This is a genomic window from Pseudomonas sp. R3.Fl, assembly GCF_023516765.1.
GTDB lineage: Bacteria > Pseudomonadota > Gammaproteobacteria > Pseudomonadales > Pseudomonadaceae > Pseudomonas > Pseudomonas citronellolis.
This window is the reverse complement of record NZ_JAMGSO010000001.1, coordinates 1,509,456-1,524,749: the sequence shown is the minus strand read 5'-3', so window position 1 is coordinate 1,524,749 and position 15,294 is coordinate 1,509,456. Positions and strand designations below refer to the sequence as shown.

13 protein-coding genes and 1 pseudogene are annotated in these 15,294 nt (G+C 66.6%); 11 read left to right on the top strand and 3 right to left on the bottom strand.

Annotation, left to right across the window (positions count from 1 at the left end):
- Positions 1-6: 6 nt before the first annotated feature.
- A complete protein-coding gene (gene speB / locus M8R19_RS06345) occupies positions 7-966 on the bottom strand; it encodes an agmatinase (RefSeq protein WP_058072822.1) in 960 nt (319 codons plus the stop codon).
- A gap of 286 nt (positions 967-1,252) precedes the next feature.
- Here speB and M8R19_RS06340 point away from each other — a divergent pair, with 286 nt between their 5' ends.
- The 6 genes and pseudogenes from M8R19_RS06340 (at position 1,253) to M8R19_RS06315 (ending at position 7,379) form a co-directional block, all read left to right on the top strand.
- The gene (locus M8R19_RS06340) at positions 1,253-2,149 is read left to right on the top strand and encodes a LysR family transcriptional regulator (protein ID WP_009623521.1); all 897 of its coding nucleotides are present in this window, start codon (positions 1,253-1,255) and stop codon (positions 2,147-2,149) included.
- Positions 2,146-2,757, top strand: coding sequence for a tRNA-uridine aminocarboxypropyltransferase (locus M8R19_RS06335; RefSeq protein WP_249917344.1), 612 nt, complete (start codon positions 2,146-2,148; stop codon positions 2,755-2,757). The genes M8R19_RS06340 and M8R19_RS06335 overlap by 4 nt, the downstream gene beginning before the upstream one ends.
- A gap of 108 nt (positions 2,758-2,865) precedes the next feature.
- Complete coding sequence (locus M8R19_RS06330) at positions 2,866-3,297, top strand: acetyltransferase (protein WP_249917343.1); 432 nt, start codon at positions 2,866-2,868, stop codon at positions 3,295-3,297.
- 1,398 nt (positions 3,298-4,695) lie between these two features.
- Complete coding sequence (locus tag M8R19_RS06325; protein ID WP_135499910.1) at positions 4,696-5,325, top strand: hypothetical protein; 630 nt, start codon at positions 4,696-4,698, stop codon at positions 5,323-5,325.
- 174 nt (positions 5,326-5,499) lie between these two features.
- Positions 5,500-5,595, top strand: a pseudogene (locus tag M8R19_RS06320) (DTW domain-containing protein); the annotation flags it as partial.
- 176 nt (positions 5,596-5,771) lie between these two features.
- Complete coding sequence (locus M8R19_RS06315; RefSeq protein WP_249917342.1) at positions 5,772-7,379, top strand: ABC-F family ATP-binding cassette domain-containing protein; 1,608 nt, start codon at positions 5,772-5,774, stop codon at positions 7,377-7,379.
- Positions 7,380-7,676: 297 nt separating this feature from the next.
- Here M8R19_RS06315 and M8R19_RS06310 read toward each other — a convergent pair whose 3' ends face one another.
- Positions 7,677-8,045 carry an antibiotic biosynthesis monooxygenase family protein gene (locus M8R19_RS06310; protein WP_249917341.1) on the bottom strand — a complete coding sequence of 123 codons (369 nt, stop codon included), beginning with the start codon at positions 8,043-8,045 and terminating at the stop codon, positions 7,677-7,679.
- A gap of 73 nt (positions 8,046-8,118) precedes the next feature.
- Between M8R19_RS06310 and soxR the strand changes: the two genes are divergently transcribed.
- Entirely contained in the window at positions 8,119-8,601 is a 483-nt protein-coding gene (gene soxR / locus M8R19_RS06305; protein WP_009623517.1) for a redox-sensitive transcriptional activator SoxR, read from the top strand.
- Here soxR and M8R19_RS06300 read toward each other — a convergent pair.
- On the bottom strand, positions 8,574-9,533 hold the full coding sequence (locus M8R19_RS06300) for a threonine dehydratase (RefSeq protein ID WP_249917340.1): 960 nt from the start codon (positions 9,531-9,533) through the stop codon (positions 8,574-8,576). The two genes, soxR and M8R19_RS06300, sit on opposite strands and share 28 nt — an antisense overlap.
- 220 nt (positions 9,534-9,753) lie before the next feature.
- Here M8R19_RS06300 and M8R19_RS06295 point away from each other — a divergent pair, with 220 nt between their 5' ends.
- The 4 genes from M8R19_RS06295 to M8R19_RS06280 all read left to right on the top strand — a co-directional run bounded on the left by M8R19_RS06295 (position 9,754) and on the right by M8R19_RS06280 (position 14,993).
- A complete protein-coding gene (locus M8R19_RS06295; RefSeq protein ID WP_249920145.1) occupies positions 9,754-10,716 on the top strand; it encodes a DMT family transporter in 963 nt (320 codons plus the stop codon).
- A gap of 145 nt (positions 10,717-10,861) precedes the next feature.
- On the top strand, positions 10,862-11,386 hold the full coding sequence (locus M8R19_RS06290; RefSeq protein ID WP_249917339.1) for an RNA polymerase sigma factor: 525 nt from the start codon (positions 10,862-10,864) through the stop codon (positions 11,384-11,386).
- Entirely contained in the window at positions 11,383-12,324 is a 942-nt protein-coding gene (locus M8R19_RS06285) for a FecR family protein (protein ID WP_116423568.1), read from the top strand. The genes M8R19_RS06290 and M8R19_RS06285 overlap by 4 nt, the downstream gene beginning before the upstream one ends.
- Positions 12,325-12,434: 110 nt before the next feature.
- On the top strand, positions 12,435-14,993 hold the full coding sequence (locus tag M8R19_RS06280; protein WP_249917338.1) for a TonB-dependent receptor: 2,559 nt from the start codon (positions 12,435-12,437) through the stop codon (positions 14,991-14,993).
- Positions 14,994-15,294: the final 301 nt, after the last annotated feature.

The window sequence follows — 15,294 nt, the reverse complement described above, 5'->3', positions numbered from 1 at the left end:
GGTCACTCAGCGGCGCTGTACGCCCGGGAGGATGCAGAGCATTTCGTACAGCAGATTGGCGCCGAGCAACGAGGTGTTGCCGGTGGTGTCGTAGGGCGGGGAGACCTCGACCAGGTCGCAGCCGATGATGTCCAGGCCCTGGCAGCCGCGCACGATCTCCATCGCCTGGATGGTGGTCAGGCCGCCGATTTCCGGGGTGCCGGTGCCCGGCGCCCAGGCCGGGTCGATGCCGTCGATGTCGAACGACAGGTACACCGGGCCGCCGCCGACCTTCTCGCGCACTTCGGCCATCAGCGGTGCCAGCGACTGGTGCCAGCACTCCTCGGCCTGGACCACGCGGAAGCCCTGCTTGCGGCTCCAGTTGAAGTCCTCGGCGGTGTAGCCCTGGGCGCGCAGGCCGATCTGCACCACGCGGTCGCAATCCAGCAGGCCTTCTTCCACGGCGCGGCGGAAGGTGGTGCCGTGGGCGATCTTCTCGCCGAACATGTGGTCGTTGACGTCGGCGTGGGCATCGATGTGCACCAGGCCGACCTTGCCGTGCTTCTTGTGGATGGCACGCAGGATCGGCAGGGTGATGGTGTGGTCGCCGCCGAGGGTCAGCGGGACGATGCCGTGGTCGAGGATCTTGTCGTAGGCCTCCTCGATGATGCGCACGGCCTCCAGCAGGTTGAAGGTGTTGATCGCCACGTCACCGATGTCGGCGATGTTCAGCGAATCGAACGGGGCGGCGCCGGTGGCCATGTTGTACGGACGGATCATCACCGACTCGGCGCGGATCTCGCGGGGCCCGAAACGGGTGCCGGAGCGCAGGGAGGTGCCGATGTCCAGGGGCACGCCGACGAAGGCGGCGTCGAGCTCGTTGAGCTGTTCGGGGGCCTGGATATGCGGCAGGCGCATCATGGTGGCGATGCCGCCGAAGCGCGGCATTTCGTTTCCGCCCAGGGGCTGGTGGAGTTTCTTGTCCATGGGTAGGCCTCACGGGATTCGCTGTTTTCGTGGAAACAGGCTTGTTGATACTGAGGCCGGATTCTGGTCATGCCCGGTAGTGGGAAGAATCGCTGGCTACAAATAATCAGTTCAGAGTTTTCTAAACTTATTTCCACGGCTAGACTGCGTTGCCCTGTCGCAGCCCCCGCGGCGCCAGCCCCGTCGTATGTGCCTTGCAGGCCGGGCGGCGACGGACGGTCTGGCCGATTGCCAGTCCAGTGACTGCTGAACTGGAGCCCCTCCACCTCGAATTGCGGAGCCCTTCATGAGCGCCAGCGCCCTGCCCGACGTCAAGCTTCTGCGGATTTTCGCCTGCGTGGTGCGCAACCAGGGCTTCGCCTCGGCGCAGCAGGAGCTGAACCTGTCGACCTCGGCCATCAGCACCTACATGAGCCAGTTGGAGAACCAGTTGGGCATCGTGCTCTGCCACCGCGGCCGCGGCGGCTTCGGCCTGACCAGCAAGGGCGAGCTGTTCCACCAGGAAACCCTGCGCATCCTCGGCGAACTGGAAGGCTTCGAGCGCTACGCGGCGACCTTGAAGGGCGAACTGCGCGGCACCCTCAACCTCGGCGTGCTCGACTCCACGGTGAGCGACCCGGCGCTGCCGCTGGCCGACGTCATCGGCTCCTTCAGCAGCCTGCACCCGGCGGTGCACCTGCACCTGCAGGTACAAAGCCCCTACGAACTGCAACTGGCGGTGCTGGACAACCGCCTGGACCTGGCCATCGGCTCCTTCTTCAGCCGCATGAACGGCCTGGTCTACCAGCCGCTGTACCGCGAGCAGCACTGGCTGTACTGCAGCGACCGCCACCCGCTGTTCGACGGCCGGCGCATCCCCGCCGAGCTGATCACCCAGCAGCGCATGGTCGGCCGCGGCTACTGGAGCCAGGCGGAACTGGCGCGCCACGGCTTCAAGCACAGCGCGGCGACGGTGGAGAGTATGGAAGCGCAGCTGATCCTCATCCTCTCCGGCGGCTACATCGGCTACCTGCCCGAGCACTACGCGCATTCCTGGGTGGAGCAGGGCAGGCTGCGCGCGTTGTCGCCGGCCACCTTCGGCTACCAGGCGCCGTTCTCGCTGATCCTGCGCCGCGGCCGCTCCCGCGAGCCGCTGATCCAGAACTTCCGCGACCTGCTGCGCACGCAGCCGGGCAAGCCATGAGCCGCGCCCGCTGCGAACGCTGCCTGCGCCCGGCCGGCCATTGCCTGTGCGCGCTGATCCCGCGCCTGGACAACCGCACCCGCGTGCTCCTGCTGCAACACCCCAGCGAAGCCGGCCACGCCCTGAACACCGCCCGCCTGGCGGCCCTCGGCCTGGCCAACGCCGAACTGCGGGTGGGCGAGGACTTCCGCGACCTCGACCTGAGCGGCGAGGACGCCTGGCTGCTGTTCCCCGGCGAAAACGCCATCCCCCCCGCCGAACTGGCTACCCGCCCGGCCTCCCGGCCACGCCTGCTGGTGGTGCCCGACGGCACCTGGCGCAAGGCGCGCAAGCTGCTGCACCTCAACCCCAACCTGGCGGCCCTGCCGCGGGTGGTGCTGCCCGAGGGCCTGACCTCGCGCTACCGCCTGCGCAAGGCGCCGGCCGAGGGCGCGCTGTCGACCATCGAGGCGGTGGTGCATGCGTTGAACGCGCTGGATGCACCGCAGTCCTTCGACGCGCTGCTGCGGCCGTTCGAGGCGCTGATCGACGGGCAGATCGCGGCGATGGGGGAGGAGACTTTCCAGCGCAATCACCAGCGCGAGTTGAAGCCTCGGCACGAATCGTAGGGCGCATAACCGTTCGCGGTTATCCGCCGTCGGCCAATACACCGAAGCCCGACGAAAACGGCGGATAACGCCTTAGGTGTTATGCGCCCTACAAGACAGGATGCAATCATGCTTATTCGCCAGCGCTTCGCCGCGGACAACCCGATCCTGCTGGACATCTGGCTACGCTCCGTGCGCGCCACCCACGACTTCATCAGCGAAGCCGACATCGCCGAACTGCTGCCCCAGGTGCGCGACCTCTACCTGCCGGCGGTGGAAGTGTGGGTCGCCGTCGATGATGAGGATCGCCCGCAGGGCTTCATCGGCCTGGACCAGGCACACGTGGAAATGCTCTTCATCGCCCCCGAATTGCGGGGGCAAGGCATAGGCACGCGCTTGCTTGACTACGCGCGCGAACTGCGCGGGCGGCTTAGCGTCGACGTCAACGAACAGAACTCGCAGGCGGTAGGGTTCTACCGGTGCTATGGGTTCCACGACATCGGCCGCTCTGAGACCGATGGCCAGGACCGGCCGTTTCCGCTGCTGCACATGAGCCTGTAGAGAGAAGCCGGCCTGGCGGCCGGATCGCGGACGGAGTCCGTTCCTACGGGGAGGCGCCATTTCTCACGACAGCTTGTGGGCGGGGTGATGGGTTTCGCTCCGCTCTACCCATCCTACGGCGGCATTTTCCTGCACCTTGGAGCAACTGCCTTAAAGGCTGCGCCGAGGTGCTCTTTGTAGGGCTCCGTCTGTGATTGGTCCAACAGTCAGGCCGGCCGCTCCGCCACCAGGAAACTGTCGAAGTGAATGCTGTTGGCCCCAGCCGCAGCAGGATGTCGCTGAACAGCTCGCCGCGGGTGGCGCCGCAGTCTCAGGTGGCTTCCCAGTCCTTGCGGCTGCGCCAGCACACGTAGCCGAGCAGATGGCGGCTGTCCGCGCCGAGCTGCTGCACCCGTGTGAGGTGCTGATCGACGGGCAGATCACGACGATGGGGCGGAGACTTTCAGGAGCAACTACTAGTTGGTGGTGGGTGTCTCGCTAGGGCATTTCCAAGGGGCGGCGGAGACTCGTAATGCATAGTCCCGTAGACCGCAGCGGGAACAGCAACGAAACACCTTGACTAATAGTCTGGGTGGCTGGGTGTATAAGAGCACGAGTCTTTCCTATCGATTCTTGAATTTTATGTTTGTTTAGGAGTTTTCATATTCCGAAGGTTGGATCGTGAATTTTGTTTTCATGGGTTGAGCGTGTCTCGTTGATGCTCGCGTGGTTTGTATTGCGCTTTTTCTCCTTGGGTTGTAGGCGTTTTCCTTTGCTCCTGGGCGTATGTTTGAGGTCTTCGCTTATCCTTGGTTGATTTTTCTTTTTTTCTCAGGGGTATAGGTTTGCGAGCGAGGTTTGGTATGGATGAGCTTATGCGTTTCTATCGCGGTGTTTTCGACTGGGGTGTCTGGTAGCTTAGTTGGGTGTTGTAGGGGGCGAACCAGATAGGTATCGATAGGAGGTCTTATGTGGAGGTTGGCTACATTGTTCTGGTCGATTTTTTGCGGAGTTCCTCTATCTCATGCATTGAGCTGGGATCTGGAAATGGTATCTCGGGCGAATTGTGTGAATAATGAATCTTTGTCGTTTACCTGGAATGTTTCGAATCCGAATCAATGGTTTCTGCAGACGCAATCCATGCAATATAACTACACCACTGGCGAAAGCGTGCATATAGAGTCGCCTGCCGAGGTTACTTGGCGATCGGCGGCAATATGCTGGGGGTGCGGTATTACGGGGGATTGGATAGTCCATGGGTTGCATGGTGTGACTACGGCTAATGCCTCCCAAGATTGTGAGGATATCGAGAGACACTGTCAGGCTATGCAGGGAAACAATATCGTTTGTTCAGGGACTCCCGAGATAGACTTTTGCGGTGAGACGATAACGACGAATTGTAGTTTCTAGGGGGCGTGAATGAGGTTTTCTGTTGCGTTATTCATAGGTTTTTTTCTAACAGGCCTGCTGCAGGGCGAGTGGGCGTTGGCAGATGCTCCTTCTGTTCAAGACTCAAAGTTGCCGCAGGGTTTTTTGCAAATAATAGAAGATGCGGCAAAAGGTGAGGGGCGAGGGAAGGATTCTGGTTTTTCAGAAGCATCTAGAATGAGTCGGCTTGATAGGTATAGGGAGGATGTCACCGGGCGAGATTTGAAAACCTCAATGAATGCTGTTCGAGTGTCCGAGTCGCCGCTGAAGGCTTGCAAAGAAATTTCTTCACAGGCGGTGGGGGTTCGTCGAGCCGAAGGGTTGGATGGTCTGCTCAGAGTTTATCAGTGTGCGGAGCAAGGGGGGATAACGTTGAAGGAACAAGGTGGTTCTTCGGTTCTTTACAGAGAATTGGTGAACTTCAACGTCAATGGAAAAAGTGCCAGGAAGACAGTTGGGTCAGGTAGCTCGCAGATTACCAGTATCCTATGGGTTGAGCCCGATAGGACCGTGTTGCTCCAAATGAATCGAATAGATGAGAAAAGTGTTGCGTGGCTAGAAACGGTGGCAGAGAGCTTGTCGGAGAATATTGTCAGGAACGCATTGTCTTCTGACTTGTGATCTATCTTCAGGGGGATCCCATGCTCATTCGCCAGCAGCTCCGCTGCGGACAACCCGGTTCTGCTGGACATCTGGCTGCGGGTGGCGCCGCAGTTCCAGGTGGCTTCCCAGTCCTCGCGGCTGCGCCAGCACACGTAGCCGGTAGCGGCCCTCATCGCTGGCGCGCAGTTCCGCGCCGAGCTGCTGCGGCCATTCGAGGCACTGATCGACGGGCACATCGCGGCGATGGGGGAGGAGACCTTCAGGCGCAATCACCAGCGCCCACACTGATTCCGTTCGTCTCGCCGGGGGCTGACAGCCGTGGCTGCCGCTCTTTATAGTGCGCGCTTCATTTCCTTTCGCGAGGTGTTCGTCCGATGCGCAATTGATGCTGCCGTGCCCGCACGGCCCGTTTCCGTCCCAGGCTGTGTGCCCTGGGGGATTCATGGCATCCAATTGGAGTCGGTATGACGAGCCCCTTCACCCTGGCGCTGCAAGGCGTCACCTGCCAGTTGCCCACTGGCGAAATCCTCTTCCGCGATATTGACGAAAGCCTCGACGAACGCCGCACCGGCCTGGTGGGGCGCAACGGCGTGGGCAAGTCGCTGCTCGCGCGCATCCTCGCCGGCGAGCTGGCGCCCAGCGCCGGGCGTTGCCTGCGCCAGGGGCGCGTGCACTACCTGGCGCAGCACCCGGTGGGCGCCGCCAGCGTGGCGGAGCTTGCCGGCGTGGCGGCTCCCTTGCAGGCCCTGGCGCGTATCGAGGCCGGTGGTGTGGACGCGGTGGACTACGAACTGCTCGACGGCCGCTGGGACGTTCGCCAGCGCCTGGAGGCGGAGCTGACCGCCTGCGGCCTCGGCCACCTGGAGGCGGAAACCCCGGCGGCGCGCCTGAGCGGTGGCGAAGCCACGCGGGTGGCGCTGCTCGGTGCCTGGCTCAGCGGGGCCGACTGCCTGATCCTCGACGAACCCAGCAACCACCTCGACCGGCCCGCCCGCGAGGCCCTGCACGAACAGTTGCAGCGCTGGCGCGGCGGCCTGTTGCTGGTCAGCCATGACCGCCTGCTGCTGGAGGGCATGCAGCGCATCCTGGAACTGTCGGCGGATGGGCTGCGCAGTTACGCCGGAGGCTATTCCGCCTATCGCGAGGCGCACCGCCTGGAGCGGGATGGCGCGCTGCGCGAATTGCAGCGGCGCAAGCTGGAGCGCGAACGCCAGCAACGCGCCATGCAGGCCCAGCGCGAGCGCCAGGAGCACCGCCAGGCCAGGGGCCGGCATCAGGCCCGCGAGGTCAATCAGGCGGCCATCCTGGTGGACCGCCAGAAGGAGCGAAGCCAGGCCAGCATCGCCAGGCTGCATAGCCAGCACGGCGAGCGCCGCGAGCGACTCGATGAGGAGGTTCGCGAAGCCTTCGCCCGGGTGCGCCAGGACACCGAGGTGCTGCTGGACGCACCGGACTGCGAGCTGCCAGCACAACGCAGAGTGCTCGTGCTGGAAGGGCTGCGCCTGCCCTTCGGCACCTGCCGTGCCCCGCTCGACCTGCAGCTCTGCGGGCCTCGCCGGCTGGCCATGACCGGGGCGAATGGCTGCGGCAAGTCGACCCTGCTCAAGGTCTTGGCCGGCCACCTGGCGCCGCTCGCCGGCTACTGCGAGACGACGGTGCGCACGGCCTATCTGGACCAACATCTGCACAGCCTGCGCGCGGATCGCTCGGTGTTGCAGTCATTGCTGGAGCGCAACCGCCGCATGGCGCCTTCCGACCTGCGCACGCGCCTGGCCCGGATGGGCCTGGGCGCCGCGCGCATCGAACTGCCCACGGCACTGCTCAGCGGCGGCGAGCGGGTCAAGGCGGCGCTGGCCTGCGAACTGTACGCCGAACAGCCGGCGCAATTGCTGTTGCTCGACGAGCCGGACAACCACCTCGATCTCCCGGCCCTGGAGGCTCTGGAAGCGTTGCTGCGGCAGTACCGTGGCGCGTTGCTGGTGGTCTCCCACGACGAGGCCTTCCTCGCCGCCCTGGAACTGGACGGCCGACTGCAGGCCGGTGCCGAGGGTTGGTGCTGGGCGGTGCCCTAGCGGCTCTACCCGGTCGCTGTGGCCAGATCGCTACATCGCAGGCGAGCAAGGCTTTTCGTAGGAGCGAGCTTGCTCGCGAATGAGCCTCGCAGCGGAGTCTGTTCGCGAGCAAGCTCGCTCCTACGAAGAGCACCTCCGGACCCACCTGTAGGAGCGCGCCCTGAGCGTGATTCGCGGCCATGGGCCGCGGAAATTCCAGCGTAGGATGGTGTTGAGCGAAGCGATACCCATCGTCACGGCCGCATGGGTTTCGCCAAGGCTCAACCCATCCTACGAAGAGCGCCTCGGCTTCGCCCCTCAGGCCAACCGCTCCGCCACCAGGAAACTGTCGAAATGAATGCTCCTGGCCCCCAGCCGCAGCAGGCTGTCGCTGAACAGCTCGCTGCGCGTGGCGCCGCAGTCCCAGGTGGCTTCCCAGTCCTCGCGGCTGCGCCAGTGCACGCAGCCGAGCAGGTGCTGGCCGTCTTCGCTGGCGCGCAGTTCCGCGCCCAGGTAGCCCGGCGCCTGGTGGAACAGTTCGCGCAATTGTTCCAGGTAGCGCTCCAGGCGTTCGGCGATGTCGGGCTGTTGCGCCGGCGCCACCTCGATGTCGATCAGCAGGGCGAAATGCGCCGGGGTTCCGGCCTGGTCGGCGTCGGTGCTGCAGTAGGCGCTGGGAATGATCATGGGTGGGCTCCTGGGCTTGAAGGCAGACGCTGGCGAGGGTAAAACCTCAACTTAACTTGAGGTCAAGCTCGCCATGCCGAAAAAACACCAGGCCCTGCACGTACCCCATGAACTGAGCGTCGGCGAACTCGCCAGGCGCGCCGGCGTGGCTGTGTCCGCGCTGCATTTCTACGAGGCCAAGGGGCTGATCCACAGCACCCGCAATGCCGGCAACCAGCGCCGTTACCCGCGCGACGTGCTGCGCCGGGTGGCGGTGATCAAGGTCGCGCAGCGCGTCGGCATCCCGCTGAACGAGATCGCCGAGGCCCTGGCCAGCCTGCCCAGCGGGCGTTCGCCCATGGCCGCCGACTGGGCGCGGCTTTCAGCGCGCTGGCGTGACGATCTGGACGAGCGCATCGCCAAGCTGGTGCTGCTGCGCGACCAGCTCAACGGCTGCATCGGCTGCGGCTGCCTGTCGCTGGAGACCTGCCCGCTGCGCAACCCCGGCGACAGGCTGGCGGAGCAGGGGCCGGGCGCGCACTGGGACGGTCAGCCGCCGGACAGCTCGCGGGCGTAGACCTCGCGGTCGACGTTGCCGCCGCTGAGCACCAGGCCCACCTTCAGCCCGCGCAGCGCCTCGCGCTCCTGCAGGGCGGCGGCCAGCGCCGCGGCGCCGGCGCCCTCGGCGACGTTGTGGGTGGCGGTGAACAGCAGGCGCATGGCCGCGCCGATTTCCGCGTCGCTGACCTGGACGATGTGGTCGGCGCCGGCGCGGATCATCGCCACCGCGTTCGGCTCCGGCGTGGTGCAGGCCATGCCGTCGGCCAGTTGCGTGCTGGTGGCGTGGAACACCGGCTCGCCGGCGGCGAAGGACAGCGCGTAGGCCGGCGCATGGCTGGAGACCACCCCGACGATGCGCGTCTTCAGGCCCAGGGCGTCGCGCGCGGCGATCATCCCGCAGATGCCCGAGCCCATGCCCACCGGCACGTAGCACACGTCCAGGCCGGGCAGGGCGCGCAGCAGCTCCAGGCTGTAGCTGGCCACGCCGGCCACCAGCCAGGGGTGGAAGGAGGGAATCAGGTGCAGGCCGTCGCGCTCGGCCAGTTCGCCGGCGTACTCGCGGGAGGCTTGGAAGTCCTCGCCGTGCTCGATCAGGTTGGCGCCCAGGGCGCGCATGGCGGCGTTCTTCTCGCGGCTGTTGCCGTGGGGCACGACTATGGTCGCCGGCATGCCCAGGCGCGCCGCGGCGAAAGCGATGGACTGGCCGTGGTTGCCGCGGGTGGCGCTGATCACCCCGGCCGGGCAGGGGGACTGGGCCGCCAGGTGGTGGAAGTAGACCAGCCCGCCGCGCAGCTTGAAGGCGCCCACCGGCGAGTGGTTCTCGTGCTTGACCCAGGCTTCGCAGCCCAGGGCTTCCACCAGCAGGGGCCAGCGGATCTGCGGGGTGGGCGGCAGGCTGCGGTGGACGATGGCGGCAGCGGCTTCGAGGGCGGGCAGGCTGAGCGGCATGGGGTTCTCCTATGGGAAGAGGGGAGTCTAGGACGCTGCGCCGGGAATGCGACAGGTACAGCTGGGAAGAGGATTTTTCGTAGCGCTCCAGTAGCGCTTCCGGCCGCCTGCGCCCGGGTGTGCCGTCGGACCGGTACAGTTGTATCGCCGAACTGTTCCTGTCGAGCGCCACCGACGCTGGCTTAGCATGGCTGACCGCACACGCGAAGGGCTGTCCTCCATGCACGTTTCCTCCGGCCGCTGGCAATTCGGCCTGTTCCTCTCCCTGGTCACCGCCGTGCTCTGGGGCATCCTGCCGATCAAGCTGAAGGAAGTCCTGAAGGTGATGGACCCGGTCACCGTCACCTGGTACCGCCTGGTGGTGGCCGGTGGCGTGCTGTTCGTCTGGCTGGCCGTGCGCGGCCAGCTGCCGCGCTTCCGCCCGCTGGGCCGGCGCGGCGGCGGCCTGGTGCTGCTGGCGGTGCTGGGGCTGACCGGCAACTACGTGTTCTACCTGGTCGGCCTGCGCATGCTCACCCCGGGCACCACCCAGCTGGTGATCCAGATCGCGCCGATCCTGCTGCTGCTCGGCAGCCTGTTCGTCTTCAAGGAGAGCTTCAGCCTCGGCCAGGGGCTGGGCCTGCTGGTGCTGCTGGGCGGCTTCGCGCTGTTCTTCAACCAGCGTCTCGGGGAGCTGTTCGGCTCGCTGGGCGACTACACCCTGGGCGTGCTCGTCGTCCTGCTGGCGGCCTTCGTCTGGACCTTCTACGGGCTGGCGCAGAAGCAGTTGCTCACGCAGTGGAACTCGCTGCAGGTGATGATGGTGATCTACCTGGGCTGCGCTCTGCTGCTCAGCCCCTGGGCGCATCCGCAGCAGGTGCTGCTGCTCGATGGCGTGCAGGTCTGGCTGCTGCTGGCCTGCTGCCTGAACACCCTGGTGGCCTATGGCGCCTTCGCCGAGGCCCTGGCCCATTGGGAAGCCTCGCGGGTCAGCGCGACCCTGGCGCTGACGCCCCTGGTGACCATCGCCAGCGTGGCCGTGGCGGCCAGCCTGTGGCCCGAGCACCTGCAGCCGGAAAGCCTCGACGGCCTGGCCTACCTGGGGGCGCTGCTGGTGGTGTGCGGTTCGGCGCTGACCGCGCTGGCGCCGTCGCTGCTGCGCAGCTACCGGGCGCGGCGGGCGAGGGCGGCGCTGTCGTCCTGAGTTGTCCCTTTAATTTCGCGAATGATATGTATTATCATTTGAGAAATTACAGCAGTGGTCCGGCGCGGATGAAGCCGGTGCGGGGACGTTATCGTGAATGCGGGAAGGGTGGCCGGCGGGGCCGCAAGGCAGCGGGGGCGAGGCCGTGGATGAGGGCTTCCGCCACTCGGTGGCGCAGGCCTACCAGGCTTTCCACGGCGAGTTGCTGCGCTTCCTGCATCGCAACCTGGGCAGTTCGGCCGATGCCGCGGACCTGGCCCAGGACACCTTCGCCCAGTGGCTGAAATCCGCCTCGCGCCAGCAGGTGCGGCAGCCGCGCGCTTTCCTCTTCCAGATCGCCCGTAACCTGCTGCGCGACCATTGGCGCCGCCAGGATGGCCGGCGCCCATCCGCCGCCGAGGGCGACGCCCGGGAAAGCGCCGAGCCGGCCAGCGAGGGCCGCGAACCCATGCTGCAACTGGAACGCCAGCGCTACCTGCGCCACCTGGCCGCGGCCCTGGACAGCCTGCCGCCGCGCCGCCGCGAGGCCTTCGTGCTGCACAAGTTCGACGGCCTGTCCCAGGCCGAGGTGGCGCAGCGCATGGGGATATCCCTGAGCATGGTGGAGAAGCACGTGGCCGCCGCCCTGCTGCATTGCAAGCGGCAGATGCAAGGAGAGGACGAGGCATGAGCCCGCAGCAGGAGCGACAAAGGATCATCGACGAGCTGGCCGCCAAGTGGTTCAGCCGCCTGCGCGCCGGCGCCGACGAGCGCGAGCGCCAGGCCTGGCGCCAGTGGCTGGCCGAGGACGCGGCGCACGAGCGCGCCTACCGCGCCATCGAAAGCCTGTGGGACGACTTCGACCTGCTGCCGCGCCCGGCCCTGGCGCCGGCCCGCCATATGCCGCACTGGCGCGGCCTGGCGACTGCCGCGGCAGTGTTGGCCGCCGTGGTGCTCGGCGCCATGCCCTGGGGGCGGCCGCTGGTGGACCCGCAACTGAGCCAGGCCAGCGCCCCCGGTGAGCAGCGCGAACTGCGCCTGGCCGACGGCTCGCGGCTGTTCCTGGCCGGCGACTCCGCGGTGCGGGTGGACTTCAGCGGCGCTTACCGCGAGGTGCGGCTGCTGCGCGGCGAAGCCTATTTCGAAGTGGCCCACGACAGCGCCCGGCCGTTCCGCGTGCGCGCCGGCGACAGCCGCGTGCGCGTGGTGGGCACGCGCTTCGACCTGCGCTTGGCGGAGGATGGCCTGCAAGTGGCGGTCAACGATGGGAAGGTGGCCCTGCAACCGCGGCTGGACCGCGCGCAGGAACAACCCCTGGTGCGCGGCGACCTGGCGCGGGTGGCCGCCGACGGCGCGCTGCAAGTCGAACGCATCGACCCGGCCCGGGTGGCCGACTGGCGCGACGGCCTGCTGCGCTTCCGCGAGCGGCCGCTGGGCGAACTGGTCGAGGAACTCTCGCGTTACCGCAGCGCGCCCATCCGCCTGGGCGATCCGCGCCTGGCCCGGCGGCAGTTGTCCGGCAGCGTGCGCATCGCCCGCCTGGACGACTTCCTCGCCGCCTTGCCGGCGCTGGCGGATGTGCGGGTGCGCCGGCAGGCCGACGGCAGTGCGCTGATCCTGCCGCGCTGACGTCAAAGAAGAAATATTTTCATTCGCAGGTGTGGGTTTTTCGCGTTTGCACGTCTTCCCCGTCGTTCGCCGCGATCTTGCGGCCCTATCGTCCCCGGGGAGGACTCGCCATGTTGTCTCGCTTCACCCTTCCGCTTTCCCGCCCGCTGGCCTGCGCGGCGCTGCTCGGCGGCCTGCTGCTGGCCGAATACAGCCGCGGCGCCGACCTGCAGCTGGCGCTGCCGGCGCAACCGCTGAGCGCGGCGCTGGGCCAACTGGCCGAGCAGGCGCAGGTCCAGGTGCTGTTCGACGAGGCCCAGTTGCAGGGCCTGCAGGCGCCGGCGGTGCAGGGCCGCTACGGCGTGCGCGAAGCCCTGGAGCGCCTGCTGCAGGGCACTTCGCTGGAGCTGGTGGAGGTGGGCGAGGGCTTCGTGGTGCGCCGCCGCGGCAAGGTCGACGCCTTCCAGGACAACGCCCTGCAACTGGACTCGCAGACCATCGTCGGCACCGGCGAGTCGGTGGACGCCAGCAGCGTCGGGCGCTCGACTCTGACGCGCAAGGACATCGAGCGCATCCAGGCCGACAACATCCCCAGCCTGCTCGACACCCTGCCCGGGGTGAGCATGGGCGGCTCGCCCAAGCCCGGCGGGCAGACCGTCAACATCTGGGGCCTGGGCGACGCCGAGGACGTGCCCTTCACCCTCGACGGCGCGCCCAAGAGCGGCTTCGAGCGCTACCAGCAGGGCACCGTGTTCATCGAGCCGGAGCTGATCAAGCGCATCGAGGTGGAGAAGGGCCCGCACTCGGTGTTCAACGGCAACGGCGGCTTCGGCGGCACCGTGCACATGGAGACCAAGGATGCCGGCGACCTGCTGCGCGACGGCAAGGACGTCGGCGCCATGCTCAAGTATGGCTACCACTCCAACGACCAGCAGAAGATCTACAGCGGCGCCGTCTACGGCCGCAGCGAGGACCGCAAGGTCGACGCCCTGGCCTACCTCACCGCGCGCGATGGCCGCGACATCAAGCTGGCCGGGCACATCCCCGACCCGGAAGGGCGCTACCCGATCAACCCGCAGCGCCTGCCCAACAGCGCCCAGGACCTGGACGCCGGGCTGTTCAAGCTGAACCTGCACCCGAACCCGGACAACGACCTGGGCTTCTCCTACAGCCGTTCGGAAAGCACGCGCTGGACGCCGTTCTCCTCGGCCAGCTACCCGACGCCGCCGACCCAGTCGAGCATCGACAAATACGGCTATGAGGCCGCGCTCAAGCGCCTGCTGGCGCACCGCGACACCACCGACACCACCTGGTCCGGCAAGTACCAGTACCACCCCATCGACAACCCGCTGCTCGACCTGCTGCTGCAGTATTCCGAGTCCCACGTCGAGCAGACCGACGAGCGCAACCCTGACGCCTTCTTCCAGGTCGCCACCGGCGGGCAGAAGATGGACACCGACTACCGCGACAAGGTGCTGGAGCTGCGCAACACCAGCCTGTTCGACACCGGGCCGCTGCAACACGCCTTCACCGTCGGCGCGCAGCTGCACAAGCACACCCGCGACACGCAGATGTACATCCCCGGTTCCACCTACGACACCGCGCGCTACAACTACGGGCACTTCCAGCCGGCCTTCATGCCCAGCGGCAAGCAGCTCACCCGCAGCGCCTACGTGCAGGACGCGCTGACCTGGGGCAGCGTGACCGTCACTCCGTCGCTGCGCTTCGACCAGGTGCGCAACGCCGGCAAGGCCAACGATGCGCCGCTCTACGACAACCCGGCCCAGGGCCACGACTACAGCTCGCAGACCTACAGCGGCTGGTCGCCGCGCCTGTCGCTGTTCTGGACCGCCACCGAGCGCGTGGCCTTCTTCGCCGATTACTCGCGCACCTGGCGCGCGCCGGTGATCGACGAGCAGTACGAGGTGCAGAACAGCAGCACCATCAGCGCCACCAGCCGCGACCTGGACGCCGAGCGCATCCACGCCCTGCGCCTGGGCAACATCGTCAACCTGCCGGACCTGTTCGTCGCCGGCGACAACCTGCAGGTGCGCACCACGCTGTTCCAGAACAAGATCAAGGACGAAATCTTCCGCACCCGCAGCGTGGCCTGCGAGCAACAGTCCATCGACGACGGCAGCATCGGCGGCAGTTGCGCCGGCATGCTGCCGCTGAGCAATTACCGCAACCTGCCCGGGGCGACCTACAAGGGCTTCGAGATCGAGAGCTTCTACGACAGCGAGCGGCTGTTCGCCGGGCTGTCGTACAGCTGGGTGGAAGGCAAGCACGACGGCGCCTACAGCAACCCCTGGGGCCCCAACGTCTGGGCCCGCGACGTGCCGCCGGCGAAGTGGGTGGCGACCCTCGGCGTGAAATTCCCCGACTGGGACGCGCAGATGGGCTGGCAGGGCGAGTTCGTCCGCCAGACCGACCGCCTGCCCAGCGACAAGTACTCCGGCGGCATGGGCACCGTGGCGGGCGACAGCTACTGGGACCAGACGACCAACGACAGCTACGACACCCAGCGTGTCTTCGCCAGCTGGAAGCCGCGGCGCCTGGGCCTGGAGAACACCGAGCTGAACCTTACGGTGGATAACCTGTTCAACCGCGACTACCACCCGGCGCTGTCGGGGGACAACGTGTACAGCCAGGGGCGCAATGCGAAGTTCAGTGTGACTCAGTACTTCTGAGGTTGCGGTGGTGATGGGTATCGCTTCGCTTCACCCATCCTGCGGGGCGGTGTGTTTGGTGGGGGAGGTGAGCGAGCAGGCCTGCGGGCTTTCCCCTGTAGGAGCGCGCCCTGCGCGCGAATCGCGGGCAGGGCCCGCTCCTACAGGTGCATGGCCTCATGGAGCGTGTGGGGAACGGAATCGAGCGGGCAGGCCTGCGGCCCCTCACCCTAACCCTCTCCCGGAGGGAGAGGGGACCGTTCGGAGTGCGTTGGTGTGGCGGCGTTAGCCGGCTAGCACAGGGATTGCCGGCTGAAACCAG

Excerpts from the sequence above, each read along its gene's own strand:
- speB (WP_058072822.1), bottom strand. The coding sequence starts at position 966 with ATGGACAAGAAACTCCACCAGCCCCTGGGCGGAAACGAAATGCCGCGC.
- M8R19_RS06340 (WP_009623521.1), top strand. The coding sequence starts at position 1,253 with ATGAGCGCCAGCGCCCTGCCCGACGTCAAGCTTCTGCGGATTTTCGCC.
- M8R19_RS06335 (WP_249917344.1), top strand. The coding sequence starts at position 2,146 with ATGAGCCGCGCCCGCTGCGAACGCTGCCTGCGCCCGGCCGGCCATTGC.
- M8R19_RS06330 (WP_249917343.1), top strand. The coding sequence starts at position 2,866 with ATGCTTATTCGCCAGCGCTTCGCCGCGGACAACCCGATCCTGCTGGAC.
- M8R19_RS06325 (WP_135499910.1), top strand. The coding sequence starts at position 4,696 with ATGAGGTTTTCTGTTGCGTTATTCATAGGTTTTTTTCTAACAGGCCTG.
- M8R19_RS06315 (WP_249917342.1), top strand. The coding sequence starts at position 5,772 with ATGACGAGCCCCTTCACCCTGGCGCTGCAAGGCGTCACCTGCCAGTTG.
- M8R19_RS06310 (WP_249917341.1), bottom strand. The coding sequence starts at position 8,045 with ATGATCATTCCCAGCGCCTACTGCAGCACCGACGCCGACCAGGCCGGA.
- soxR (WP_009623517.1), top strand. The coding sequence starts at position 8,119 with ATGCCGAAAAAACACCAGGCCCTGCACGTACCCCATGAACTGAGCGTC.
- M8R19_RS06300 (WP_249917340.1), bottom strand. The coding sequence starts at position 9,533 with ATGCCGCTCAGCCTGCCCGCCCTCGAAGCCGCTGCCGCCATCGTCCAC.
- M8R19_RS06295 (WP_249920145.1), top strand. The coding sequence starts at position 9,754 with ATGCACGTTTCCTCCGGCCGCTGGCAATTCGGCCTGTTCCTCTCCCTG.
- M8R19_RS06285 (WP_116423568.1), top strand. The coding sequence starts at position 11,383 with ATGAGCCCGCAGCAGGAGCGACAAAGGATCATCGACGAGCTGGCCGCC.
- M8R19_RS06280 (WP_249917338.1), top strand. The coding sequence starts at position 12,435 with ATGTTGTCTCGCTTCACCCTTCCGCTTTCCCGCCCGCTGGCCTGCGCG.